Genomic DNA, 23,201 nt, shown 5'->3' with positions numbered 1-23,201 from the left:
CGTGCGGCAGTTTGACTGCCGCACGCCAAAGCTAAATTTAAACCTCTTTACCAGTGCGTGAAAGGAGCAGATTCCATGAATCAACGCCAACTGATGCAGATGGCCCAGCAGATGCAGCGCCAGATGCAGAAGGTGCAGGAAGAATTGGCCGCCACGATTGTGGAGGGCACTGCCGGCGGCGGCGCGATTACGGTCAAGATGAATGGCCACCGCGAGGTGCAGTCCATCACGATTGCGCCGGAGGTGGTTGATCCGAATGATGTGGATATGCTGCAAGACCTGTTGCTCGTTGCCATTAATGATGCTTCGCGCAAAGCCCAGCAGTTGGCCGAAGAGCGGATGCAGCCGCTCACCGGCGGGCTGAAGGGGCTGTTCTAAGCCGCTGCGGGGAAGGTATGGCCGTTCACCCAGAACAAACATTGATCGCTGCGCCAGTGGCCCGCTTGATCGAGGAGTTTGCCAAGCTGCCCGGCATCGGCCCCAAGACTGCCTCGCGCTTGACCTTCTTCCTGCTCCGCGCTGAGCCGAAGCAGGCCCAAGCGTTGGCGCAGGCCATTCTCGATGTCAAAGAGCAGGTAGGGTATTGCCGGCGCTGCTTCAATATCACCGTCGGCGAGTTGTGCCCGATCTGCCGCGATCCTAGCCGCGATCAGACCAAGATTTGCGTGGTCGAAGAGCCGCTTGATGTGCTGGCGATCGAGCGCACCGGCGCGTATCGCGGTTTGTACCACGTCTTGCACGGCCATATCGCTCCGCTTGAGGGCATCTACCGTGAGGATCTCAAAATTGATGAGTTGTTGGCTCGTGTGCGCAGCGAGCCGGTCAATGAGGTGATTCTCGCTACCAATCCTAATACCGAGGGTGAAGCGACCGCCTTTTTGCTGTTGCGCGATCTGGCCCCGCTCGGCGTGCGAGTCACGCGCCCGGCTCGTGGCCTGCCCACCGGCGGCGATCTCGAATGGGCCGATCCTGAAACGCTTGGTTCGGCGTTGGAAGGCCGGCGAGAGTTGTAGGGGCCATCGGGGTGTGGCCGAGCACCAAACAATGTCGTTGCGAGCCGCGCCTAGGGGCAGAGCGCTGCTCTGCCCCCGCGCGGCGAAGCAATCCCCCGCGTGTACGGGAGGTATGCGCTGGTCGGGATTGGTGGTGCGCAAGGGGGAGCCGGCTGCGAGGGTTGCAACCGTTCGTGCTACCGGTTGGGCCGTAGGTAGACAGCCGTTGCTCGCGCTAAAGGAGGAGATTGCTTCGGGGGTTGCGCCCCCTCGCAATAACAAGTGGTGAGTGGGGTTGCGCCCCCTCGCCATGATAACCGGTGACCTAATGTCATTGCGAGCCGCGCGTAGGGGCAGAGCGCTGCTTTGCCCCCGCGCGGCGAAGCAATCCCCCGCGATAGCGGATGAAGTCACTCGCAGCGTTAGCCTACAAGATGAAACAACTGCTCTATGCAATTGCTTCGCAATAACCCAATCACACTGTTATGAACGTCACCACGATCCTCAACGAAACGATCGCCAGCGTCAAAGGCGCCCAGTTTGCCGGCATTGTCGGCACCGACGGCCTCAGTGTGGCGATGGCCTATCACCCCGCCGCCGTTGAACTTGATCTCGATATCGAGTTGGCCGAACTCGAATTGGCTGAACTGACCTCGCGGGCGACCGCGGCGGCTGACCGGATCGGCGCCGGTTATGTACGCGATCTGGTGATCGAAACCGATGCGCTGTTGATGCTGGCGACCCAGATCATGCCCGGCTATTACGGGGTGCTCGGTGTGCTCAGCGAGATTGCTAATCTGGGCAAGGCCCGGTTTGCGCTTCAAGCTATGGTTGAACGGGTGCGCGCCGAGTTGTAAGCCGATCGCTCGCGCACCCATTGCTTCTCGCCTAGTTGCCAATCTCTTTTTGCGTCTCTTTGCGATTATGCGACGCAATCACCTCGCCCGGCACGAGCACCATTTCGGCAAAAATGTGCTCAAGCGTCGCCGGTGCTTGCTCGCACAATCCGCAATGCACCGCTGAAGGCTGGATAATGGTGCTGCGCGTCGCCGTGAGCCAACGAAATCGCTCGTAGATCGGCAATTCCCCAATCGGCCCCGCCGCTCTGCCACCGGCGCAGACTAACTCAAAGGCGGCTAATTGTTCGCGCACCGGCTCAAGATCGAGATCGGGCCAGAGCGCGGCAATTCTTCCCTCGTCGAGTTGCGTGCGCACGCCGAGAAAGCGTTGTTGCCGGCAGAGCAGCACCACCCCGATGTTGATCTGTTCGCCCCGCTCGACGCGCGGCACCAGCCGCAACAGAGCATACTCAAAGGCGCTCGCGGGCATCGATAGCCTCCTGTACGAATGCGCGCGGCGCTGCCAGCCGCAGACTGAGGTATTCGACATACGCTGCCCGATGCGCTTCAACTGAGGGGAAGCGCAGATCGGCCAGCCATTCATCTGGCACCTTCACTACAATCTCCCACAGCAGGTCGCGGGTAATCTGCCGCGCCAGCGTCTCGTCAACCGTCGCTAGTTCGGTTGCCACCGGCAACAGCACATGCTCGCGGATCTGGCTGAACGGCATTCTGGCCCGGCTTTGATAGTCGTGCCACGTGTAATGCATGTACAGCGCCGCGCCGTGATCGATCAGAAACAGCCGCCGGTGCCACCAGAGCAAATTGGTGTTGCGCGGAGTTCGATCAACATTGGTGATAAAGGCGTCGAACCAGACGATTAACGAAGCTAATTCGCGGTTGAGGCTGCGAATCCCGATCGGATCAAACGCCAGCGCGCCGGGCAAGAAGTCCACCGCCAGATTCAACCCGGCGCTGGCCGTCACCAAATCCTGTATTTCGTCGTCTGGTTCGTTGCGTCCCAACGCCGGATCAACCTCAATCAGCACCAATTCCGGCGCCGGCAAGCCGAGCGCGCGGGCCAGCTCGCCGCAAATCAGCTCGGCGACCAGCACCTTTGGCCCCTGCCCTGCGCCGCGAAACTTGACCACGTACAGGCCGTCATCGTCAGCTTCGACAATCGCCGGCAGCGAGCCGCCTTCGCGCAGCGGCGCCACATAACGGGTGGCAGTCACTCTCCGTAACATTAACGCTCCACCTTCAAGATATAGCCCGTCTGGGCCGGGATTTCGGTGAACGGTTGGTATTCGACGATCGCGCCGTTGCTGATGGTCAGCGGCGCCGGCAGGGCCGGCGGCGTACCGTACAGTGGCACAAGCTGGTACGTTCCGTCCGGCAAATCGCTCCCGCTCAACGAGAGCGTAAACGGTTCAGTCGGGACGGCGTCGAAATTGATGATCACCACTACTATATCATCGCCGCTGCGCCGGATGTAGGCGGCAATGTCGTCGCCTTTGGCCTGCAACGGGATAAAGTCGCCGGTCGCTAGCGCCGGTGTGTTGATGTGCAAGTGGATGAGTTGCCGGTACGTATTGAGCAGCGAATCCGGGTCTTCGTCTTGCAGCATCACATTTTTCGCTGGGTAATCGAGCTGCGGCATTTGCCACGGGAAGCCGCTGGTGAAGCCGCCAAACTCCTCTTTCGTCCATTGCATCGGCGTGCGGATGCGCTCATCGGGTTTGACGCCGAGCATGCCAATCTCTTCCCCATAATAGATGAACGGCAATCCCGGCATGGTCAACAGTGCCAGCGCCGCCAGCTTCGCTTTGGTAAAGTCGTTGCCGAGCACTGACATTACCCGATTTTGGTCGTGATTGGTCAAAAACGGTGCCCACCGCTGGTACGGCAGTTTAGTGTAGGCATCTTGGGTGGCTTGCATCAACAGCCGCGCCAACCCGGTATTGGCCGCGCCGACAATCTGCTTAGCGACTTCAAATTCGAAATAGTAGTCGAGCTGGTCGGGGTAATACGGCGCTAAGGTGCGCGGGTTGCCGTTGTAGACTTCGCCGACCGTAAAGGTGCCCGGCAGCTCGCGCTCAAGGAAGCGGCGAAACTCGCGCAGCCATTCAAACGTCTCGGCAGTGTCTTCTTGCAGCGTGTAATACTCGATCAAATGCTTGATCGCGTCGAGCCGGAAGCCGGCCACGCCCATCTCTTCCACCCAAAAACGGGCGATCTTGTAGGCTTCCGCCGTCACCGCCGGATTGCGGAAGTTGAGATCAGGCATCCCGCCCCAAAAGACGCCGTAGTAATATTCGTCGCGCACCGGCGATTTATGCCAGACAACGTTGTTGCCGAATGGGCCGCGAAAACCGGGGTCAATCGCCGACCAGAGGTACCAGTCGCGGTAGGGCGAATTGGGGTCGCGCAACGCCGCTTGGAACCATGGATGCTGGGTACTGGTGTGATTCAGCACCAGATCGATGATGATCTTGATCCCGCGTTTATCTGCTTCGGCGACCAGCCGCTTAAAATCGTCGTTGGCGCCGTAGTCTTTTTCGACGGTGTAGTAATCAATCGTATCGTAACCGTGATAACTGGCCGCCTCGGCCACTGGCATCAGCCAGATACAGTTGACGCCGAGATCGGTTGTAGTCGTTGGGTCGCCATCGTTCAGATAATCCAGCTTGGCGATAATCCCGTTGAGATCGCCGATCCCATCGCCATTGCTATCGTAAAACGAGCGCACAAAAATTTCATAGCAGACCGCGCCGTCCCACCAGCCGGCTGCGAGCGGGAACGGCGTCGCGGTAGGGCCGGGGGTGATGCGGGGCGGCAAGGTCGGCAACCGTGGGTCACGGGTTGGCGTCGGCGGGCGAGTATTAGTTGGGGTGGCGGCGGAAGTGGGCGGTTCGGCGGGGGTGGGTGGCGTAGCCGCCGGCAGGCCGCACGCTGCCAAAAGCATTGCCGCTAGCAAGAGCAGGGATAATCGGTGCATAAGAAACCATTTCGTAGTCAAGTAATTACATCTGCCTGCATTATAGCAAATCTGCAACGCAGCGACGCGAAGGGGGCAAAGGCGCAGAGAATCTGAACGCCAAGGCGCGCAGGTGTGCCAAGACGCAAAGCAATCTGAACGCCGAGGCGTTTCAAGCCAAGCTATGAAGGCGTACAACATTCTGGTTCGCTGCCCAAGTAGCCTTTCAACGTACATTCCAAAATCTTTGCGCCCTCTGCGGGTTTGGCGCCATTGCGTTAGAGTCCTTTGCGCCCGCTGCGTCCTTACGAAGCCGGACAGCCGTCCGGCTCTACTGCGCCCTCTGCGTCCTTGGCGCCTTTGCGTTAAAAATCTTTGCGCTCTTGGCGTCCTTGGCGCCTTTGCGTTTGCCCCTTTGCGTCTTTGCCTACTTTGCGTCTTATGTTTGCAAGACCCGCCGCAACCCCTCAGCAAATTGGCGCGCGCCGCCTTGGGCCGGATGGCGCACGGCATGATGCGCAATGCCGAGCTGGGCCAGCGCTTGGCTGGCGATCCGCCCCATCGCCACCACTGGGCAGCCGGCAAAGAGCGCACAGGCGCGGGCCAACAACGGCAAACCGAGCGCCAGCTCGCTCTGGCGTGGCGTGCGGTTGCTCTGCGGCTGGCCGGGTTGGTGCGGGTGCAGCGGGAAGGCGTTCCATCCCACTGCAAACCGGTTCAGCGCCGCCAATTCGCGATACACGATGGTCGCCGTCTGCTCGCGCGAGATCCGCCCATCATTCGTTGCCAGCCGGAACCCGCGCGCCGCGCCAAACTGGCCGGGAGGATCGACCCCTGCCAACAACATCTGTTCACTGGTAAACGGCACGCCGGTGCGGCGCGCGCCGTTGTAGCCGGGAGCTTCGCCGATCAGCACCAGATCAGGGCCGCGTTCATACGCTAGTTGCAGCGCCAAGGCCAGATTCTCACGCCGGATGGCATTGCCGCGCCGGTGCTCGCCGTCGTCCGCCTCCCATGCATACATATTGACTGTATGGGCCGGCGCTGGCAGCGACGCGAGATCTGCGATCAATGCTGCAATGATCTCACTCGCCACTCACCCCTCCCTCATCACACGTTTGACAGATTTGTCAGCCGCAATTGCATCAGTTGACAACATTCTGTAACTGCTTGGGATTATAGTGGATCCAGCGAATAGAGGAGGTTTGTCATGTCAACGTCGCCGACTCTCTGGGAAATTGAAAGTCCGCTTGGTCCGGTCGCGTTTCGGGTTTCTGGTCAGGGACGCCCCCTGATTTTTTTGCATGGATGGGGCGGTTCGAGCCGCTATTGGCAGGCTGCACCGGCTTTTTTGCCCAACCGGCGGTTGATTGCCATCGATCTGCCCGGTTGTGGAGCTTCGCCAGTGCCGATCGAGCCGGTGACGCTGGCATCGTCTGCGCGCGCGGTGCTGGCGGTTGCCGATGCGCTCGATATTGACCGGTTTGCGCTGGTGGGCCATTCCCTTGGCGCGGCGATTGCGTTAGCCGTTGCCGACCTCGCTTGCGAACGGGTCGAGCGCTTAGGGCTGATGAGCTTTGGTTTCAGCGCCAATCTCTACGAGGATAATCTGGTCACGATCGCTGGAGCGCAATGGCAAGTAGCGGCGGCGTATTGGCGACCGTGGCTGATCTGGTGGCGGCCATGGTGGGGTGTGACCCAGCAGTGGCGGCAGGCATGGTGGACGATGCCTCCCACGCCTGAACTGCTGGCCCGCCCGATGGTGCGTCGCCCGATCGATAGCTCATTATTAATGCAGGGCATTGCCGATCTCGTTGCGATGGATCCGCTGGTCGCTCTAGAAGCGGCGGCGATCATGGGCCATCCCCAGCTCAAGCGCGCCGTGCAACGGCCATTGCCGCCGGTGTTATTGATCAGCGGGCGCCATGATCCGGTCTTTCCGCCCGTCAACGTCAAAGCGCTCAGCCGTTACTTGCCGGATGCAAAGGTTTATTTCATTCCTGATTGCGGTCATGTGCCGATGGTTGAAGCGCCAGCGGCTTGCTATCACGCAATTGCGCGCTTTCTCGACGGAGAAAACGATTGTTCGTCGTAGTATTTACAGTGGCAATGATAAAGTGTAAAGACTACTGCGCTGTATAAAAGGCGTAAACTTCCTGTTCCCTCTTGCCAGCGTATGCTATAATGGGCAAGGCAATGCGCGAAGCTGGCCGGCTTCGCTCTGAACAGGAAGGTTGCCTTCTATGCAGCGTGGCGCATTACTGTTTCTACTCATCGGTCTCATCGTCATTATTGGTGGGTTGGCGGCTTTCTTGCTCTTGCGCAGCGGTGCGGGACAGACGACGACCTCGACAACCCCGGAAATTCCGCCGACGCCAACGACGGTGCCGCAGGTACGCGTGGTGCGGGCGCTAGTGGATCTTGACGCCAATACCGTGATCAACGATCCGACGCTGCTCGATGTGGTGGAAGTGCCCGTCACCGAATTTGACGAAAAGAACGAATTTAGCAACATTAATGATGTCATCGGCAAGTTGCTGATCAATCCGGTTATGGCGGGCCAATCGATCCAGCGCGATGATATACGTGACCCCGGTCTTGCGCAACGGATCCCGACCGCCGAACCCGGCCAAGCGCGGGTGAAGGCATATCCCGTCTTAGTGGATAGTTTGTCAGGTGTGGCCGATCAAGTGGCGATCAACGATTTCGTTGACGTGATCGCGACTTTTGCGGTCGAGCGCCAGATTATCCGCCCCAGCGCGTCCGAGCAGGTGATCACGGTCAATGAGGTTGACCGGGTGGTGCGCCCCTACGAGTACGCCGAATCGCAGACCTTCTTTACTACCAAGACTATCATTCAGCGCGCCCAAGTGTTGCAGATTTTGCGTCCGGCGCCTGAAGCGCCTCCAGATACGACGGGAACAACCCCTCAATCCCAATCCACAACAGCCGGAACCCCGGCGGTTGATGCATCCGGGCAGCCGATTAACCAGCCGGATGGCGCTACTACTACGAGCGCGAATATTTTGACGGAAGGGAATTGGGTGGTGGTGCTGGCCTTGACGAATCAAGAGATCGAGCTGCTCGAGTTCGCCGCTCAGGCCGGTGCGCGGATTGTGTTAGCCCTCCGTGGCAGCGGAGATGCGGCGATTGAGACGACGAGCGGCGTGACGCTCGATCTGTTGCTGCGCGATTTTGGCTTGCCGTTGCCGCAGCCGCTGCCGCCTCGCGTCTACGGTGAAGCCGAAGTCTTTACGCCGCAACCAACGCCAACTCCGCGCCCATGAGCTATTCCATAAGTGCCGGCTCTGGAGTACAATGATAACATGCATGATGGTCTATCGTAGATCTATGCGTGAGCGTGCGCGTCCGTTGCAACTGCCCATAGTACGAGATCTGAGGAGCTAAGGCATGAGTGAAGCCGACAAGATTCGAGTTATGATCGTCGATGATGTCATCGACACCCGCGATCAGCTCGAGAAGTTGCTCTTCTTCGAAAAAGATATCGAAGTTGTTGCGAAAGCGAGCAATGGGCGCGAGGCGATTGCTTTCGCTCGCCAGTACCGTCCGCAGGTCATTTTGATGGATATCAATATGCCCGATATGGATGGGATCGCTGCCACTGAAGCGATTCTGACCCAAGATCCGGGTATTCAAGTCATCATTATGAGTGTGCAGGGCGAGACGGATTATATCCGGCGGGCGATGTTGGCCGGTGCGCGCGAGTTTCTGATCAAGCCGATTAGCGCTGATGACCTCTACCGTTCCATCCGGCATGTTGCCAAACTGGCGGCGATGCGTCCGGTGGTGATGGCTGCCGGTGGCGCAGCGGCTGGCGCAGCAACTGCCAGCAAACCTTCGGTCGAGGGCCAGATCTTTGCCGTGTTTAGCCCGAAAGGGGGAGTGGGTGTTTCGTCGATTGCCGCTAATTTGGCGATCGCGATCCGGCAGCAAACGAACAAGAAGGTTGCCCTCGTTGACGGGAATGTGATCTTTGGCGATCTGAGCGTGATTCTTAATCTGCGCGCCGATAAGACGATCGTTGATGTCGCGGCCCGGATCGAAGGGCTTGATCGCGATCTGCTCAACGATGTGATGGCAACTCATCCCACCCAAGTGAAGGTGCTGCTGGCCCCGCCCGATCCGCAACGCGGCGAAATGGTGACGGCTGATCATATCCGCGCCATTCTTGAGGTGTTGCGGCAAGAGTATGATTACGTGGTGGTGGATACGCCAGCCTCGTTTCAAGATCGCTCGCTGGCTGCGCTCGATATGGCCCAGCGCATTGTGACCTTGATGACGCTCGAGATGCACTGCATCCGCAATGTCAAGCTCTTTCTTGAAGTGGCTGATCTGCTAAGTTACCCTGCTGAGAAGGTGATGTTGGTCTTGAATAAGGCGACCAATCGTACCGGGATTCGCGCTGATGAGCTAGAAAAACACCTGCAACGCAAGTTGGTGTTGCAGATTGGCGATGCAGCGCAGGATATGACGTTGGCGATCAATCAGGGAGCGCCATTAGTGATGGCGAAACCTAACCATCAAGTGGCGAAGGATATTATGAATCTGGCGCGGGAATTGGTTGCAAAAGCGGGCAAAGAGGCGACAGCCGAGAGTGGCGCAAAGTCGCGCAGTTTGTTCGGCAGTCTGATCCCCCGTCGCTAGTGTGTGGTATTGACCGCGGTGGTTGCGGTACCGATCAGGGAGGTGAGCGCGATGTCGTTGCTGAAGCGAATTGGTGGGAACGTCCCTACACCGGTCGAACCGGCGGCGTCGCGTGCGCCGATCCGGCCTGAAACAACCGGCCGGTTGACGGCAGTTGGTGCACCCAGCACGGATGAGACGTTCCGTGAATTGCGTTCCCGCGTACAGGATCGTCTTATCAACGAGTTGAATCCGCAACTGGATCTCAACAATCCGGCCAAGGTGCGCAAGCAGGTCGAAGAGATCTTTAACGCGATTCTCGATAGCGAGAGCATCGTGTTGTCGCGCGCCGAGCGCCAGCGTCTGTTTGAGAGCATTGCGGCTGATATTATCGGCTTGGGGCCGATCGAGCCGTTGCTGGCCGATGAAGATGTCAGTGAGATTATGGTCAACGGCCCGAAACAGGTCTATATCGAAAAGAAGGGCAAGTTGATCAAGACCGATATCACCTTCGCCGATGATGACCACGTGATGCGGATTATCGATCGGATCGTGGCGCCACTGGGCCGGCGCGTTGATGAGTCGTCGCCGATGGTCGATGCCCGCCTCAAAGATGGGTCGCGCGTGAATGTGGTGATCCGCCCCTTGGCGCTGAATGGGCCAACCATCACCATCCGCAAGTTCCGTAAAGATAAGCTGACGGTGCAAGATTTGGTGCGCTTTGGCTCGATGTCGCAAGATATGGCCGATTTTCTGGCGGCATGTGTCAAGGCGCGGCTGAATATTGTGGTGGCCGGCGGTACCGGTTCAGGCAAGACGACGTTGCTGAATGTGCTATCGTCGTTCATCCCGGAAGATGAGCGGATTATTACCGTCGAAAACGCGGCTGAGTTGCAACTGCGCCAAGATCACGTCGTAACGCTTGAGTCACGCCCGCCAAACGTTGAAGGCAAGGGTGAGGTCACGATCCGCGATCTGGTGATTAACTGTCTCCGTATGCGCCCCGAACGGATTATCGTCGGCGAGTGCCGCGGCGGCGAGACGCTCGATATGTTGCAGGCGATGAATACCGGCCACGATGGCTCGATGACGACGATCCACGCCAATACGCCGCGTGATGCCATCAGCCGTATTGAAACTATGTGTTTGATGGCAGGCATGGATCTGCCCGCGCGCGCTATCCGTGAGCAGATCGCTTCCGCTATTCACGTCTTCGTCCAACAGTCACGGCTCAAAGATGGTTCGCGCAAGGTGACCCAAATCACTGAAGTTTCGGGTATGGAAGGCGATGTGGTCGTCTTGCAGGATATTTTCGTCTTTGAGCAGACCGGTATTGATGAGAAGGGCAAGATTGTGGGCCAATTGCGCCCCACTGGGGTGCGACCGCGATTCCTCGAGAAATTCGAGGCGCTCAATATCTTCTTGCCGCCAACCATCTTTGGTTCGTCGGAGCGATTCAGCTTCTAAGCATCCCGTCTACCTCCGGCGCTAGAGGGAGGCGTCGATCCTATGGATGTCTTGTTATCACCAGAGATGATGCCGGTCACGTTAGGCGTATTAGGTCTCTTGCTGATCGTGCTGCTGGCCGTGGTGGTGGCGCTGATGCGACCGTCAGCCACGGTTGATGTGGCCCAGCGCCTTGAGACGTATGCCGGCGGTAAAGCGCAAGAACGGCCTAATGAGCCTGTTACGCGCCAAGCGATCGAGCGGATTGATGCCGTTGTTTCACGGAGTAAGCAGGGTAGCTCGATCAAGAATGAGTTGGCGCGGGCCGATCTGAAACTCACTGTGGCCGAGTTTATGGGCCTGAAATTGGGTGCTGCCCTGCTCGGCGTGGTGTTTGGCATGATCTTGGGGCGGGCTGATGTGCGCGCTCAAGTGGCTGCCGCACTGGTTGGCGCGATTGTGTTTTCGTTTCTGCCTAATATGTATGTGAGTTTTCGCGCCAAACAACGGGTCAAGGCGTTTAATAACCAGTTGGGTGATGTCATCACAATGATGGCAAATGCGCTGCGCGGCGGCTACAGCTTTTTGCAGACGCTTGATATGGTCTCGCGTGAGGCGCCCGCCCCCGCTTCGACCGAGTTTCGCCGAGTGGTGCAAGAAGTTGGTCTCGGTCGCTCGACCGAAGAGGCATTGCAAAACCTGCTCCGGCGCGTTCCCTCTGATGACCTCGATCTCTTGATTACCGCCGTTAGCATTCAGATGGAGGTGGGCGGTAATCTCGCTCAAGTCCTTGATACGATCGGTCATACTATTCGTGAACGGGTGCGTATTAAGGGTGAAATATCTACCCTCACTGCGCAAGGCCGGATTTCGTCGTGGATTATTACTGGCCTGCCGATCGCCTTGGCGACGTTTATTACGGTCGTTAATCCTGATTATATGGCCCCCCTGTTCACGTTTGGCATGCCGCCGGAGGCGTGGTGTTGCATGCCAGTGACGTCGTTGGTGATGATCGCAATGGGCTATTTTGCGATCCAGAAAATTATCGATATCGAAGTGTGAGGTGCAGCTATGATCGATATCTTGATTATCGCCGGAATCGTAGCGGTCGGAGCTGCGCTGATCATCGTTGCGGTTCGCCAGATGAATCAATCACGGGCGATCAGCGAACGTCTCGATCAGTATACTGATGTGTCGCTGTCGCTCGAAGAACTAGAGTTGCAGCAGCCGTTTCGCGAACGGGTGCTCGTCCCGATGTTTCGCGCTCTGCTGAATACGCTAGGCCGCTTTGGCCTCAAGCAGAATCAGGAACGGTTGAAGACGAACCTGCAATTGGCCGGCAATCCCGGCAATATCTCGCCCAATATGTTCATTGGCTTGCGCATGGCGCTGGCAATTGTGTTGATGATGGTGATGGGGTTGTTGGTGATTGGCCGCCTGCCGTTTATGCAAGCCTTGATGGGGACGCTGATCGCAGCGATGATTGGGTATACGTTGCCCGGGATTTGGCTCGATCGGAAGATCAAAGAGCGTAAGAAGAATATTCTGAAGGCGCTGCCCGATGCGCTTGATCTGCTATGTATCAGCGTTGAAGCGGGGTTGGCATTTGATTTGGCCTTGCAGCGGGTCGCGCAGAAGTGGGATAATGAATTGTCACGGGAATTCCAGCGCGTGTTGCAAGATATTCGCCTTGGCCGCACCCGTCGCGAGGCCCTGCGCGATCTGGCCGCTCGCACCGGCGTCGATGATGTGCAAACCTTCGTTTCCGCGGTGATACAGGCTGATCAGTTAGGTGTGTCAATGTCGAAGATTCTCCGCATCCAGTCTGATCAGTTGCGTGTACGCCGGCGCCAACGCGCGGAAGAGGCAGCCCAAAAGGCGCCAGTGAAGATGCTGATCCCGATGGTCTTCCTGATCTTCCCCGCTTTGTTCGTGGTTATCCTTGGCCCGGCAGTGCCGCGGATTATGAGCGCGTTAGGAGCTATGGGCGGATAAGTAGGCAGTGATGGTGCAAGTCGTTAACCAAACTCGTGGCGCTATCCTCGCTCGGCGATGCGAGGTGGCGCGCACCTTTTTACGTCGGGGTCGTGGCTTGTTAGGACGATCGTCATTGCCGGCAGACAGTGGTTTGTTGATCGAACCATGCAGTAGTATTCACATGCTCTTTATGCGGTTTCCGATCGATGCTATTTTCGTCGATAGACAGGGGCAGGTCGTGGCGCTCTATCCGTCGTTGCCGCCATGGCGGCTCTACGCTGGAAACCAGCGCGCGCGCTATGTGCTTGAGCTGCCGGCAGGGGTGATTGCGGCCACCCAAACCGCCATCGGTGATCAGATTGTGGTGCAGCCGGCAGAGTAAAGATTCGGCTGATTCACGGTATCAATTGGCCACGCAGAAGACAGTTCTGTTGTGGGAAGCATGATTTCGTTGAGATTGGCCTCTCTCGTTTATGGAGTGCGGCAGTATCACTGCCGCACTCTGCATATCTCACATTGCAGCTTTACCCGTGATGAGAGGTTGCCGGGATAGCGAAGTTAGCTCATCTAAACAATGAACTATTCCCAGATGTATTCGCGCTGGCTGGCGCCGTTGCTCGGCGTTGTTTTTGTCGCCCTCTATCTGCTCACATTCACCAAGGTGCATACGTATGATGCCCTCTCGTATGTTCTTGATGTGGATCGTAAGCCATGGCCAGAGTTGTTTCATCCCCATCACCTCCTCTATGGCCCGCTGGGGGCGTTGATCCGGTGGCTGGCGACCAGCTTCGGTTGGCAGGGCAGCGCCGAGCTGTGGCTGCAAGCAGTGAATGCCCTCGCCGGCGCGCTCGGTGTGGCGTTGCTCTTTTTACTTGGGCGCGCGGTGACTGGCTCGCCTATTGCTGCGCTGGCGGCGGCGCTGAGCGTTGGCTGGAGTTATGCCTATTGGTACTATGCCATTGAGGTAGAGGTCTACACCCTTGCCGCGGTTGCCCTGATCGCTGCGCTGTGGCTGCTGGCTGCCATTGCGCGCTGGCCACGCTGGCAGATGGCCTTTTGGCTGGGGGTAACGCACGGGGTGGCGGTGCTGGGCCACCAAACCAATGCTTTATTAGCGGTTCCGGCGCTGGTGACGCTTGGGTTGGCAGTGAGCAATCATCGTGACCGCCTGCGCTTGGCAATGGCCTATCTGCTGCCGCTGGGGTGCATCGTGAGTGGCGCGTACCTGTGGGTGGCGCTTGGCGTGAGCGGGATGCGCCGTTGGGATGAGGTATGGGCATGGTTGACCGGTTATGCCCGCACCGGGTTTTGGGGGGGCGCGATTGATGGCGCGAAGTTGGCCGGTTTGGGCAAGGGTTGGAGTGAAACGCTGGCCATGAACAGCGGCGCGATTGTCGGTGTGCTGGCATGCGCGCTGCTGCTGGCTGGGTGGCGTGGGATTGCCCGCTTGCCGCGCTCGTTGCTGGCCGGATTGCTGAGCTGGCTGCTCGTGTATGGCCTGTTCTTCCTTTGGTGGGAACCGGATAATATCGAGTTCTGGATCGCTAGCCTGCCGCCGCTGGCGGTGCTGTTCAGCGCAGCGTTGGCTACGCGCCACCCGCTCGATCGGTGGCGGGCAGGGGTGGCAGGTGGAACCGGGGTTGTTCTGGCAGTAGCGCTGCTGGTGCTCAATCTGCCGGCGATTGTGGAACGGGGTGATGCCAACCGCGATCTGCAACGCCGGATTGCCACGGCGCTTGCTGAGTTGAGCCAACCCGGCGATCTGATCATTGTGCCCGATGGTGTGCTCGAACTTTATCTACCGCATTACTGGGGGCGCGATACCGTCTATGGCCTTAATCAGGCAATGACGGCGAGCGGCGGTGATTGGCCGGCGGCTTGCGCCCTCATCCAACAACGGATCGAGACCGCCTTGGCGAGCGGCTATGCAGTGCTGATTGCCGATGAAGCGCAGCGACCGGTGCCTGCTCCACCCGGCCAACCGCCGACCCCGGCTGAGCGGTTTGGCTTGACCGTTGAGCAGGTGGCGGCCTGTTACGCCCCCTTCCAAGCCAAGTTGCGACCGGTGGCATTGGCTGATGATCTGCCGTCGTATCGCATGATCCCGCGCGCGAATGCGTTATTGTGGACGGATGGCTGGGATTTTCGCGCTGGACGTTGGGGTTGGCGCGCTGCCGGAGTGGTGGCTGAAGCCATGACGGCTGCCGGTTGGCAAGTGACGCCGGCCTTCGATCCGGTGCTGATCAGTCCGCCGTTGCTGTTCTCGCTGGCTGATGTGGCGGCGATCGAGGTGCGCTTGGCGGCGACAACCACTGCGCGCGATGCCCAACTCTTTCTGCTCGATCCAGCCGGCCAGACCAGCGAAGCGTATTCGCTCCGCTTTACCTTAACGCAGGGGGCGACGGTGACTACCTACCGGTTGGATGTCACCGCCTTGGCCGATCGGCTTGAGCTAGTGGGCGGGTTGCGCTTCGATCCGGTCAGCGCCGGTGATGGCGGAACAGTAATCGTGGAGTCGATCCGGCTGGTGCGGCGACCGGCCGGAGGTGGTGAATGACGGGTACCCGCTCATCTTGGCGCATTGCTGCTCTGTTCCTTATCTTGCCCGCTGAGCAGCAGGTATGCGTAGAGGAGGACGCCTGAACTGATCGAGACGAACAGTTTCAGAGCCAGTGGGAGGGTGGTGGGTGAAATAAAGGCTTCGATCAAACCGGCGACGACCAAGATCAAAGCGCAACCGATCAGCAACACCACGGCGCGCCGGGCAGCTACGACTAAGGCGCCGCGCCGGCTTAGCGTGTCGGGCCGGAGGATCGCCCAACCGAGTTGCAGACCGGCGCCGCCGGCGATAAAAATGGCGCTGAATTCGAGCGTGGCATGCGCGGCGACAAAGCCCCAGAGGTTGCTCGCAAAATCGAAGCGTTGGGCAATGCCGGCAACCGTACCCAATAGCAAGCCGTTTACGAGCAACACGTAGAGGGTGTACAACCCTAACGTGACCCCGCCGGCAAACGCTCTGATCGCCACCGTGATATTGTTGGTCATAATCTCGGCTGAAGCGGCGGCGGGGCCTTCATTGATCCGCAACCACCACTCTTCGCCGTTGCGAATCTGATTGACGATGAAATCAACCCCGGGCACGAAGGTTTCACCCAAGGCGGGATCGCGGAAGGCGGCAATAAACGAGGCGATCGCCGGCAACAGAAACACCAGCGCCGCGGTCAACGTCATCGGCCACGTGGCGCGGAAAGTGTGCGGCAAGGTATAGCGGAAGAAGGTGACCACCCGATTGGGTTCGGCGGCGCTGTAGCGATAGATCACTCCGTGAGCGCGCGTCACGAGCTGGTTGAGGTAGTTGGTAAGGGTATGATCGGGATAATCGCGGCGGGCAATGGCGAGATCGGTGCAGACTTGCCGGTACAGTTGGCCCAGCTCGCGCAATTCATCCGCCGGTAATTGGCCGATCCCGCCGTTTGCGCGGGTGATCAGCTCCTCAAGGCGTTGCCATACCTTATGGCGCTGGCGAATCTGGTGTTCAGGCGTGGTCATTGCCGGATACATGTGCCATTGGCGAGCGGTTGGCCAAGCAATGCCGCGGTCAACAAGGTGGGTTGCGGCCCGATGAGGTAGACTTCGAGGCCGGGCACGGTCTCGACCAAGCGCCACATCAATTCAAGCTTGCTCCGCATACCGCCGGTGACATCAGCGGCGCGCGATTCGCCGGCGCCGGCCAATACCTGCCCAATATTGGCGCGATTGATCAATGGAATTGGCTGGGCCGACGGGTCACGGTGCGGATCGGCGGTGTAGACCGCCGCCTCGCCGACCAGCACGATCCGGCGCGGTTGCAGCGGACTGCGGAGCGCCAGAAAGCTCAGCAGCGCTTCGGTAGAGATGATTGCGGTGCCTTGAGCCGTATCAAAGGCGACATCGCCGTGGATCACCGGCGCCAACCGGCGCTTGAGCGCCTCACTGATCGGCGTAGTTTCCCAATCGGTAATCTGGCCATTGGTGCTGCATAGCGAAGCCGACGGTTGCAAGCTGACCGCCGGCACGCCAGCGGCGAGCAAGGCGTCAACCACGATCCGGTTGAGACGTAGCGCTGCGGCAGCAGTGAGGGCAAAGCCGGTATGGTCAGCGTCGAGCGGTATTCCGCGATGAACGCCGTAGCGCGCCGCGTAATGATGGCCAAACGAGCCGCTGCCATGGCCAAGCACTAACGCCAGTGATGGATCGGCAGTGCGCGCCGCCGCCACGGCGCCGGCCAGCGCCTCGATCACGGGCACATCAGCCGCTTCACGCCCAGTCTTATCGGTAATGACCGAACCGCCAAATTTGACGAAGGTATACACGGCAGTTACGACGGAAAGATGATCAAAACACCTAAAACGGTGAGACCCCACAAGATAATGCTCAGCGCCAGCGGGAGATCTTGCAACACCAATTCTTCGGGTGCGCCGCCGCCATCGCGTTGATAGATCAGGTACAGATAGCGGAAAATGGCATAGACTACAAACGGGATGGTGATCATCAGCATTGGAAACGGCTCTTGGGGCGCAACTGGCGCCGAGAAGGCCGTCATGCTGTACGCCATCACGATGCTGGCGGTAACGATCGCCTGCATCTGATCGAGCAAGGGGATCGAGTACTCTTCGAGGATGCGCCGGTGGTTGCCGGCCCCGTCTTCAAGCAGTTTCAACTCGTGGCGGCGCTTGCCGATGCCAAGGAAGAGCGCCAACAATCCCATACAGACGATCAGCCACGGCGTAATCACAATATCGATCACCGCCGCGCCGGCCACGGCGCGCAAGATAAAACCGGCGGCAATGATGAGAATATCGAAAATCACGACATTCTTGAGCCAATAGCTGTAGAGGAAACCCTGCACCACCACGTAGAGGGCCAGCACGAGCGCAAAATCGAGATCGCCATCAAGCCAGACCGCAAACGGAAAGACTGAAACAATCAATATTGCTGCAGTTACGGCTGCGACAGCGGGGCTAAGTAACCCAGCCGCTAATGGGCGATGGCGTTTTTTCGGATGTGCCCGATCTTTCTCAATATCAACCAGATCATTGATCAGATAGATGGCGCTAGCCGCCATACTAAATGCGACAAACGCCCCGATCACGCGCAGGAGCTCAAGCGGTTGATTATACCAGAGACGCCCTTCAGAAAAGGCGATCGCGGCAAAGACGAACACATTCTTGATCCATTGTCGCGGGCGCATCGTGCGCACGAGTGCATGCAATGAACGGATGCTGAGCGGCGCAGTGCGTTCGATGGATTGGGTTCCGGAGAGATTGTTCATGCTTGCCTGTTAATGCCTTGGTACGATTAACTTGTCTTGATTGTACTCGACAAAGGCAACAATCGTCAACGCATGAGGAAGTATCGTGATAGTTAGTTCAGCACGTTAAAGTGCTTTCTCCCTATCTCCCTGTTCCCTATTGCCTGCCCCCCGCCTTGGTTGCCCGCGCCTCTACATTCGTGTACAATGACTGCCAGCTTTAGCGTGGCCATCCCGACGAACAACGTTATGCACGAATTGCTTATCGCCACCCACAATCCGGGCAAATTGCGCGAATTTGCCGCCATCTTCGCCGATCTCAACCTGCGCCTCTATTCATTGGCCGATCTCGGCATTACAACGGTGGTGGAGGAGACGGGGCAAACCTTTGCCGAGAATGCGCGGCTGAAGGCCGAAGGGTACTGCGCGCTCAGCGGGTTGCCAACCTTGGCCGACGATAGCGGTTTAGAAGTAGCGGCGCTCGGTGGCGCGCCGGGGGTGCATTCGGCCCGGTATGGCGGCGTGACCGGCCCGGCGCAGTTGCAGTATCTGCTTGACCAGATGCGCGATGTGCCGTGGCATCAACGGCTGGCTCGCTTTGTGTGCGTGATTGCGCTCGCCCATCCCAATCGTCCGGCCGAGCTGGTTGAAGGCACGTTGCCCGGTGTGATCGAGTTTGCCCCGCGCGGCAGCGGCGGGTTTGGCTATGACCCGCTCTTCTACGTGCTCGATGAAGATGCGACGCTGGCCGAGCTGAGTGCCGAGCGCAAGAATCAGATCAGCCATCGGGCGCAAGCGGCGCGGGCCGCGCGCGAGGTGTTGGCGCGCTGGCTGCATACATCACCATAGCACGACCTTTCTCGGCGTAGCGGAATGAAGGATGAGGGCAATATTGCTGGCGTACAGGGTTGGGCAAGCTAGTTGGAGGATCGTGTGTTGGTTGCGTCGTTAGCTTCAGGCAGCGCCGGCAATGCGCTGCTGGTGCAGGCGGGAGATGAGGCGTTGCTGATCGATGCCGGCATCTCGCTGCGCTCACTCGAACGATTGCTTGCCGAGCGCGGCGTTGCTCCCGCACAGGTGCGAGCGGTGCTGCTGACCCACGAGCACGACGATCATACCCTGAGCGCACTAGCGTTCGCGCGCCGGTACGGCGTTCCGGTGGTGACCAATGCGCCGACGTTGGCGGCGCTCGGTGAAACGGCGACGGCACCGGTCGCGGCTTTGCCCGTTGGTGAACGGGGCGCGATCGGCGCATTTAGCGTCGAGAGTTTTCGCGTGCCGCACGATGCTGCCGATCCGGTTGGGTATCGCGTACAGGCGGCGGGCGTGACGGTTGCGGTGGCCGTTGATTTGGGCAGTTGGGATGCGACAATAGTAGCCGCGCTCAGCGCGGCGGATCTGATTGTGATTGAAGCGAACCATGACCGCGAGTTATTGCCGTCTGCGCCGTATCCGCCGGCGGTACGCCGGCGAATCAGCGGGCCGCGCGGCCATCTCGATAACACGCAATGCGGCCAGTTGCTGGCCCAGATTGTTGCGAATGGTGCGCCGAGCGCTGTCTGGCTAGCCCACCTCTCGCGCCATGCCAACACGCCACCGGTAGCGGTAGCCGGGGTTGGGCGGGTGTTACGGCAGGCTGGCGTACAACGGATCCCGCACTTATATCCTCTGCCGGCACACGCGCAGCCGATCGCGGGCGGCATCCCGATCTGGCGCGCCAGTGAACGATGGCAGCAACCGCATCTGTTTGCATTTGATGAATCATGAGCTTTACTATCAGCAAAGGAGATGATCAATGCCGATCCAAAAAATGGATTACATCTGGTTCAACGGTGAGTTGGTGGAATGGGATAAAGCGACAATCCATGTGATGTCGCACGTCGTTCATTATGGTACCAGCTTCTTCGAGGGCATCCGCTGTTATGAGAAGCCGCAAGGCCCGGCGATCTTTCGCTTGACCCCGCACATACAACGGTTGATCGACTCGGCTAAGATTTATCGCACCACCATCCCCTACACCCTCGATCAATTGGTGGCGGCGGTCAAAGAAACGGTGCGCGCCAACCGGCTGCGTGCCGGCTACATTAGGCCGGTCGTCTTCCGCGGCTACGGCGAAATTGGCGTCAACCCGCAGAATAACCCGGTCGAAGTGGCGATTGCCACCATCGAATGGGGCAAGTATCTTGGCGCTGAAGCGATGGAGCAAGGGGTTGATGTGTGCGTTTCGTCGTGGAATCGCTTTGCGCCGAATACGATGCCGGCGTTGGCCAAAGCGGGCGGCAATTACATGAACTCGCAGTTGATCAAGATGGAGGCGCTGGCAAATGGCTATGCCGAAGGCATTGCCCTCGACGCCGATGGTCACGTGAGCGAAGGCAGCGGCGAAAACCTGTTTTTGGTGCGCAATGGAGTGGTGTACACGCCGCCATTGACGTCCTCGATCCTCAGTGGGATTACCCGCGATACGGTGATGACCCTCCTGCGCGAGATGGGGGTCGAGGTGCGCGAGCAGATCTTGCCGCGCGAGATGCTCTATATTGCCGATGAACTATTCTTTACCGGCACTGCTGCCGAGGTAACGCCGATCCGCTCGGTAGATCGCATCCCGGTGGGCTCCGGTCGCCGCGGCCCGATCACGGCTGCTGTGCAAGAGGCCTTCTTTGGCATTGTGCAAGGCGAGCGGCCCGATCGCTACGGCTGGCTGGAATACGCCTAGGATGAATCGCGTTGGCGCCGGCAGCGTATCGTTTCTCGTCCCGCCCCCCGGTGGAGTGCGGCAGTCCCCCTGCCGCACTTCATCCTTAAGCCAGTGCAGCGTTATTACGCAATACGGTTGCCATTCGCACTATGGAGTGCGGCAGTCCCCCTTGCCGCACTTCATCTTTAAGCCAGTGCAGTTCTATGACACAATGCGTTGCATGTTCTGGACAACATGCCGTATAATGCTAATATATTTGTGCAAAACGTTGCGATAGGTAATGCAAATGCTTGACAAAACTGTCATCCGGTGCGAGCAGGTCACGAAATCATACCTTGAGGGTGATCAACAGCGTACCGTGTTGCACGATATTACGATCACTGTGGCTGCCGGCGAATTTGTGGTATTGCTTGGCAAAAGCGGGAGCGGCAAGAGCACGCTGCTTAATCTGGTCAGCGGGATTGACACGCCGAGTTCGGGCGCGATCTGGGTGGCTGGCCAGCGGCTTGACCAACTGAGCGAACGGGAACGCACCCTGTTCCGGCGTCGCTCAATTGGTTTCGTGTTCCAGTTCTATAACCTTGCGCCAACGTTGACGGCGCTGGAAAATGTACTCTTGCCGCTCGAGTTAAACGGCCAGCGCGGGCCGGCGGCGCGCGCAATGGCGTTAGAGATGCTGGCGGCGGTGGGGTTAGCCGATCGCGCCAACACCTATCCTGATCGCCTCAGCGGCGGCGAACAGCAGCGGGTCGCGATTGCCCGCGCGCTCGTGCATAACCCTGATCTCGTATTGGCCGATGAGCCGACCGGCAATCTTGATAGTGATACCGGCGCGCAGGTGCTTGATCTGCTTGACCGGCTCACCCGGCAGGTGGGCAAAACGCTGTTGATGGTGACGCATAGCCGCGAGATGATTGGTGTTGCCGATCGGGTGTTCCAATTGCGCAATGGCCGGATCAGCGAAGAGACCGTGCTGGCAACGCGATGAGCAGGTTGTTAGTCGCGAGTGACGCTTTATTCAGCCGGTCGCAAGAACAAGTTGTTACACTTGACTTGTGACTGGCATCTATAAGATAGTGGAGTTGTGTCTTATTTGATTGATGAGGAGGTAGACGAAGCATGATGCAAACCAATCACCATGCAACCCCCAAGGCGCCGCGCTGGATTAAGACCGCTGCCGGCCAGTGGGCGTGGGCCACGAACGAAGAGTGGCGCCGCTTTGCCGATCGGGCGCTGAGCGTTAGCGAGCGCCAGCGATTGCTGGCCGAAGCCGAGCGGTTGCATTCCCAATACGCACCGACCGCTGATCACGCCTAAACGGCGCGTTCCAGCGTTCAATGATTGCGGGTGGCAATGGCGCCACCCGCGTTGTTGTTTTTTGGATGAGGTTGTTGCCGAAGAGTAGCGGCAGAGCAGCGCTATGACCCTACTCTTCGGCGCGCACGCCTATCACGATGCTGCTGCCACGGGGGATGTAATCGCCGTTATTGATCCCGATCACCTGATTGTTGCCGACGACCCGCGCAGCGCTGACTACTTCGTTGGGCGCGTAGCGGTCGAAATTAGGCAACCGGTCACGGCCCTGCACATCAACAAACACGAGCGTTAATCCCGGCGTATTGGCTAAGATGGCTTCGGCTTCGGCGCGGCTGCGTCCAATCACGTCAGGAAAGCGCACGACATCGCCCAGACTGACGTAAATCGTCACCGTATCGCCCTGCGGAATGCGCAGAGTTGCGCTTGGCGACTGGCGGATCACAAAACCTTCATCAACCCGCTGGCTCTGCTCTTCCACCACATTCACCGCCAGACCGGCGGCAGCCAGTTGATTGCGGGCAATATCTTGGCGTGTGCCAGTGACATTCGGCACTTCCACCAATAATGGCCCTAGGCTGACGGTATACGAGACCGGGCTGTTCTCTTCGACGATCGTGCCGGGCGGGATGGCCTGCGTGATGACGATTCCCTGCGGCACGGTGCGGTTATGCTCGCTACTGGGCACGGGAACAAGCTTATTTTGCTGCAACAACGTGCGCGCTTCGCCGTCGCTGCGGCCCACGAGTTCGGGCACGGTGACGGTTGCCACCACGGTCGGCGATGGCACGACCTCAGTGCTTTGGCCACTGGGCGGTTGGGTGGTTGGTTGCCGTGAGGGATTGCCGAAAAGATTGTTCAGCATCCCGCTGCTGATGACAAAAACGACCGCCAGTACGCCGGCCAGCGTGAGCATTCCGACTAGAAAGACGCCGCACCCCAAGCCTTCTTGCCGCGGGGCGCGGGCAGCGGTTGGGCGCGGGCTCGGAATTGCCGCCGGACGGCTCGCTGTGACTTGAGCGGG

Annotated in this window: 24 protein-coding genes; 16 read left to right on the top strand and 8 right to left on the bottom strand. The window is 59.0% G+C overall.

All coding sequences use genetic code 11. From position 1 onward, the window contains the following. Positions 1 to 75 precede the first annotated feature (75 nt). The 3 genes from U9R81_RS00430 (at position 76) to U9R81_RS00420 (ending at position 1,849) form a co-directional block, all read left to right on the top strand. Positions 76 to 378: a YbaB/EbfC family nucleoid-associated protein gene (locus tag U9R81_RS00430; protein WP_066788348.1), complete on the top strand. Its 303-nt coding sequence runs from the start codon at positions 76 to 78 to the stop codon at positions 376 to 378. A 17-nt stretch (positions 379 to 395) separates the two neighbouring features. Continuing rightward, positions 396 to 1,013, top strand: a complete 618-nt coding sequence (recR, locus tag U9R81_RS00425) for a recombination mediator RecR (protein ID WP_066788345.1) — start codon at positions 396 to 398, stop codon at positions 1,011 to 1,013. Between the two features lie 464 nt (positions 1,014 to 1,477). After that, positions 1,478 to 1,849, top strand: a complete 372-nt coding sequence (locus U9R81_RS00420) for a roadblock/LC7 domain-containing protein (RefSeq protein WP_066788340.1) — start codon at positions 1,478 to 1,480, stop codon at positions 1,847 to 1,849. Between the two features lie 31 nt (positions 1,850 to 1,880). On the opposite strand, the gene U9R81_RS00415 is transcribed toward U9R81_RS00420, so the two are convergent. From U9R81_RS00415 to U9R81_RS00400, 4 genes are all read right to left on the bottom strand, one after another. Beyond that, positions 1,881 to 2,321, bottom strand: coding sequence for a DUF3037 domain-containing protein (locus U9R81_RS00415; RefSeq protein WP_322493575.1), 441 nt, complete (start codon positions 2,319 to 2,321; stop codon positions 1,881 to 1,883). Then, positions 2,302 to 3,078: a HipA family kinase gene (locus U9R81_RS00410; RefSeq protein WP_322493574.1), complete on the bottom strand. Its 777-nt coding sequence runs from the start codon at positions 3,076 to 3,078 to the stop codon at positions 2,302 to 2,304. The genes U9R81_RS00415 and U9R81_RS00410 overlap by 20 nt, the downstream gene beginning before the upstream one ends. Beyond that, positions 3,078 to 4,829, bottom strand: a complete 1,752-nt coding sequence (locus tag U9R81_RS00405; RefSeq protein WP_322493573.1) for an alpha-amylase family glycosyl hydrolase — start codon at positions 4,827 to 4,829, stop codon at positions 3,078 to 3,080. Before U9R81_RS00405 ends, U9R81_RS00410 begins: the two co-directional genes overlap by 1 nt. 418 nt (positions 4,830 to 5,247) lie before the next feature. Further along, a complete protein-coding gene (locus tag U9R81_RS00400; RefSeq protein ID WP_322493572.1) occupies positions 5,248 to 5,904 on the bottom strand; it encodes a uracil-DNA glycosylase in 657 nt (218 codons plus the stop codon). Between the two features lie 114 nt (positions 5,905 to 6,018). Between U9R81_RS00400 and U9R81_RS00395 the strand changes: the two genes are divergently transcribed. The 8 genes from U9R81_RS00395 (at position 6,019) to U9R81_RS00360 (ending at position 15,432) form a co-directional block, all read left to right on the top strand. Further along, positions 6,019 to 6,903 (top strand): alpha/beta hydrolase, encoded by an 885-nt coding sequence (locus U9R81_RS00395; protein ID WP_322493571.1) that lies wholly within the window; start codon positions 6,019 to 6,021, stop codon positions 6,901 to 6,903. A gap of 148 nt (positions 6,904 to 7,051) precedes the next feature. Next, complete coding sequence (gene cpaB, locus U9R81_RS00390) at positions 7,052 to 8,095, top strand: Flp pilus assembly protein CpaB (RefSeq protein ID WP_322493570.1); 1,044 nt, start codon at positions 7,052 to 7,054, stop codon at positions 8,093 to 8,095. A gap of 124 nt (positions 8,096 to 8,219) precedes the next feature. Beyond that, a complete protein-coding gene (locus U9R81_RS00385) occupies positions 8,220 to 9,473 on the top strand; it encodes an AAA family ATPase (protein WP_322493569.1) in 1,254 nt (417 codons plus the stop codon). A gap of 51 nt (positions 9,474 to 9,524) precedes the next feature. Then, a complete protein-coding gene (locus tag U9R81_RS00380) occupies positions 9,525 to 10,919 on the top strand; it encodes a CpaF family protein (RefSeq protein WP_322493568.1) in 1,395 nt (464 codons plus the stop codon). Positions 10,920 to 10,961: 42 nt separating this feature from the next. Then, positions 10,962 to 11,960: a type II secretion system F family protein gene (locus U9R81_RS00375; protein WP_322493567.1), complete on the top strand. Its 999-nt coding sequence runs from the start codon at positions 10,962 to 10,964 to the stop codon at positions 11,958 to 11,960. A 9-nt stretch (positions 11,961 to 11,969) separates the two neighbouring features. Beyond that, positions 11,970 to 12,893 carry a type II secretion system F family protein gene (locus tag U9R81_RS00370; protein WP_322493566.1) on the top strand — a complete coding sequence of 308 codons (924 nt, stop codon included), beginning with the start codon at positions 11,970 to 11,972 and terminating at the stop codon, positions 12,891 to 12,893. A gap of 10 nt (positions 12,894 to 12,903) precedes the next feature. After that, positions 12,904 to 13,257, top strand: a complete 354-nt coding sequence (locus tag U9R81_RS00365) for a DUF192 domain-containing protein (protein ID WP_322493565.1) — start codon at positions 12,904 to 12,906, stop codon at positions 13,255 to 13,257. A 207-nt stretch (positions 13,258 to 13,464) separates the two neighbouring features. Further along, complete coding sequence (locus U9R81_RS00360) at positions 13,465 to 15,432, top strand: glycosyltransferase family 39 protein (protein ID WP_322493564.1); 1,968 nt, start codon at positions 13,465 to 13,467, stop codon at positions 15,430 to 15,432. Between the two features lie 11 nt (positions 15,433 to 15,443). On the opposite strand, the gene U9R81_RS00355 is transcribed toward U9R81_RS00360, so the two are convergent. The 3 genes from U9R81_RS00355 to U9R81_RS00345 are packed head-to-tail and all read right to left on the bottom strand — an operon-like array spanning position 15,444 to position 18,186. After that, positions 15,444 to 16,424, bottom strand: coding sequence for a stage II sporulation protein M (locus U9R81_RS00355; protein WP_322493563.1), 981 nt, complete (start codon positions 16,422 to 16,424; stop codon positions 15,444 to 15,446). After that, positions 16,421 to 17,227: an isopentenyl phosphate kinase gene (locus U9R81_RS00350; protein ID WP_322493562.1), complete on the bottom strand. Its 807-nt coding sequence runs from the start codon at positions 17,225 to 17,227 to the stop codon at positions 16,421 to 16,423. Before U9R81_RS00350 ends, U9R81_RS00355 begins: the two co-directional genes overlap by 4 nt. Before the next feature lie 5 nt (positions 17,228 to 17,232). Further along, positions 17,233 to 18,186, bottom strand: coding sequence for a decaprenyl-phosphate phosphoribosyltransferase (locus U9R81_RS00345; protein ID WP_322493561.1), 954 nt, complete (start codon positions 18,184 to 18,186; stop codon positions 17,233 to 17,235). Between the two features lie 228 nt (positions 18,187 to 18,414). Here U9R81_RS00345 and rdgB point away from each other — a divergent pair, with 228 nt between their 5' ends. From rdgB to U9R81_RS00320, 5 genes are all read left to right on the top strand, one after another. Next, on the top strand, positions 18,415 to 19,014 hold the full coding sequence (gene rdgB / locus U9R81_RS00340; protein WP_322493560.1) for an RdgB/HAM1 family non-canonical purine NTP pyrophosphatase: 600 nt from the start codon (positions 18,415 to 18,417) through the stop codon (positions 19,012 to 19,014). A gap of 84 nt (positions 19,015 to 19,098) precedes the next feature. Then, positions 19,099 to 19,932 (top strand): MBL fold metallo-hydrolase, encoded by an 834-nt coding sequence (locus tag U9R81_RS00335; RefSeq protein WP_322493559.1) that lies wholly within the window; start codon positions 19,099 to 19,101, stop codon positions 19,930 to 19,932. A gap of 28 nt (positions 19,933 to 19,960) precedes the next feature. After that, positions 19,961 to 20,881, top strand: a complete 921-nt coding sequence (locus U9R81_RS00330; protein WP_322493558.1) for a branched-chain amino acid transaminase — start codon at positions 19,961 to 19,963, stop codon at positions 20,879 to 20,881. A gap of 262 nt (positions 20,882 to 21,143) precedes the next feature. Then, positions 21,144 to 21,851: an ABC transporter ATP-binding protein gene (locus tag U9R81_RS00325; RefSeq protein ID WP_066788281.1), complete on the top strand. Its 708-nt coding sequence runs from the start codon at positions 21,144 to 21,146 to the stop codon at positions 21,849 to 21,851. A gap of 131 nt (positions 21,852 to 21,982) precedes the next feature. After that, the gene (locus U9R81_RS00320) at positions 21,983 to 22,180 is read left to right on the top strand and encodes a hypothetical protein (RefSeq protein ID WP_322493557.1); all 198 of its coding nucleotides are present in this window, start codon (positions 21,983 to 21,985) and stop codon (positions 22,178 to 22,180) included. Positions 22,181 to 22,289: 109 nt separating this feature from the next. Here the strand turns inward: U9R81_RS00320 and U9R81_RS00315 are convergent. Further along, a partial coding sequence (locus U9R81_RS00315; RefSeq protein ID WP_322493556.1) for a PASTA domain-containing protein occupies positions 22,290 to 23,201 on the bottom strand: 912 nt, incomplete at its 5' end.

It is taken from the genome of Chloroflexus sp., from assembly GCF_034435895.1.
Classification (GTDB): Bacteria; Chloroflexota; Chloroflexia; order Chloroflexales; family Chloroflexaceae; genus Chloroflexus.
This window is presented reverse-complemented; position numbering and strand designations above follow the sequence as displayed.

Bases quoted from the DNA above. Each gene is read 5' to 3' on its own strand.
- U9R81_RS00430 (WP_066788348.1), top strand. From the start codon at position 76: ATGAATCAACGCCAACTGATGCAGATGGCCCAGCAGATGCAGCGCCAG.
- recR (WP_066788345.1), top strand. From the start codon at position 396: ATGGCCGTTCACCCAGAACAAACATTGATCGCTGCGCCAGTGGCCCGC.
- U9R81_RS00420 (WP_066788340.1), top strand. From the start codon at position 1,478: ATGAACGTCACCACGATCCTCAACGAAACGATCGCCAGCGTCAAAGGC.
- U9R81_RS00415 (WP_322493575.1), bottom strand. From the start codon at position 2,321: ATGCCCGCGAGCGCCTTTGAGTATGCTCTGTTGCGGCTGGTGCCGCGC.
- U9R81_RS00410 (WP_322493574.1), bottom strand. From the start codon at position 3,078: ATGTTACGGAGAGTGACTGCCACCCGTTATGTGGCGCCGCTGCGCGAA.
- U9R81_RS00405 (WP_322493573.1), bottom strand. From the start codon at position 4,829: ATGCACCGATTATCCCTGCTCTTGCTAGCGGCAATGCTTTTGGCAGCG.
- U9R81_RS00395 (WP_322493571.1), top strand. From the start codon at position 6,019: ATGTCAACGTCGCCGACTCTCTGGGAAATTGAAAGTCCGCTTGGTCCG.
- cpaB (WP_322493570.1), top strand. From the start codon at position 7,052: ATGCAGCGTGGCGCATTACTGTTTCTACTCATCGGTCTCATCGTCATT.
- U9R81_RS00385 (WP_322493569.1), top strand. From the start codon at position 8,220: ATGAGTGAAGCCGACAAGATTCGAGTTATGATCGTCGATGATGTCATC.
- U9R81_RS00380 (WP_322493568.1), top strand. From the start codon at position 9,525: ATGTCGTTGCTGAAGCGAATTGGTGGGAACGTCCCTACACCGGTCGAA.
- U9R81_RS00375 (WP_322493567.1), top strand. From the start codon at position 10,962: ATGGATGTCTTGTTATCACCAGAGATGATGCCGGTCACGTTAGGCGTA.
- U9R81_RS00370 (WP_322493566.1), top strand. From the start codon at position 11,970: ATGATCGATATCTTGATTATCGCCGGAATCGTAGCGGTCGGAGCTGCG.
- U9R81_RS00365 (WP_322493565.1), top strand. From the start codon at position 12,904: ATGGTGCAAGTCGTTAACCAAACTCGTGGCGCTATCCTCGCTCGGCGA.
- U9R81_RS00360 (WP_322493564.1), top strand. From the start codon at position 13,465: ATGTATTCGCGCTGGCTGGCGCCGTTGCTCGGCGTTGTTTTTGTCGCC.
- U9R81_RS00355 (WP_322493563.1), bottom strand. From the start codon at position 16,424: ATGACCACGCCTGAACACCAGATTCGCCAGCGCCATAAGGTATGGCAA.
- U9R81_RS00345 (WP_322493561.1), bottom strand. From the start codon at position 18,186: ATGAACAATCTCTCCGGAACCCAATCCATCGAACGCACTGCGCCGCTC.
- rdgB (WP_322493560.1), top strand. From the start codon at position 18,415: ATGCACGAATTGCTTATCGCCACCCACAATCCGGGCAAATTGCGCGAA.
- U9R81_RS00330 (WP_322493558.1), top strand. From the start codon at position 19,961: ATGCCGATCCAAAAAATGGATTACATCTGGTTCAACGGTGAGTTGGTG.
- U9R81_RS00325 (WP_066788281.1), top strand. From the start codon at position 21,144: ATGCAAATGCTTGACAAAACTGTCATCCGGTGCGAGCAGGTCACGAAA.
- U9R81_RS00320 (WP_322493557.1), top strand. From the start codon at position 21,983: ATGATGCAAACCAATCACCATGCAACCCCCAAGGCGCCGCGCTGGATT.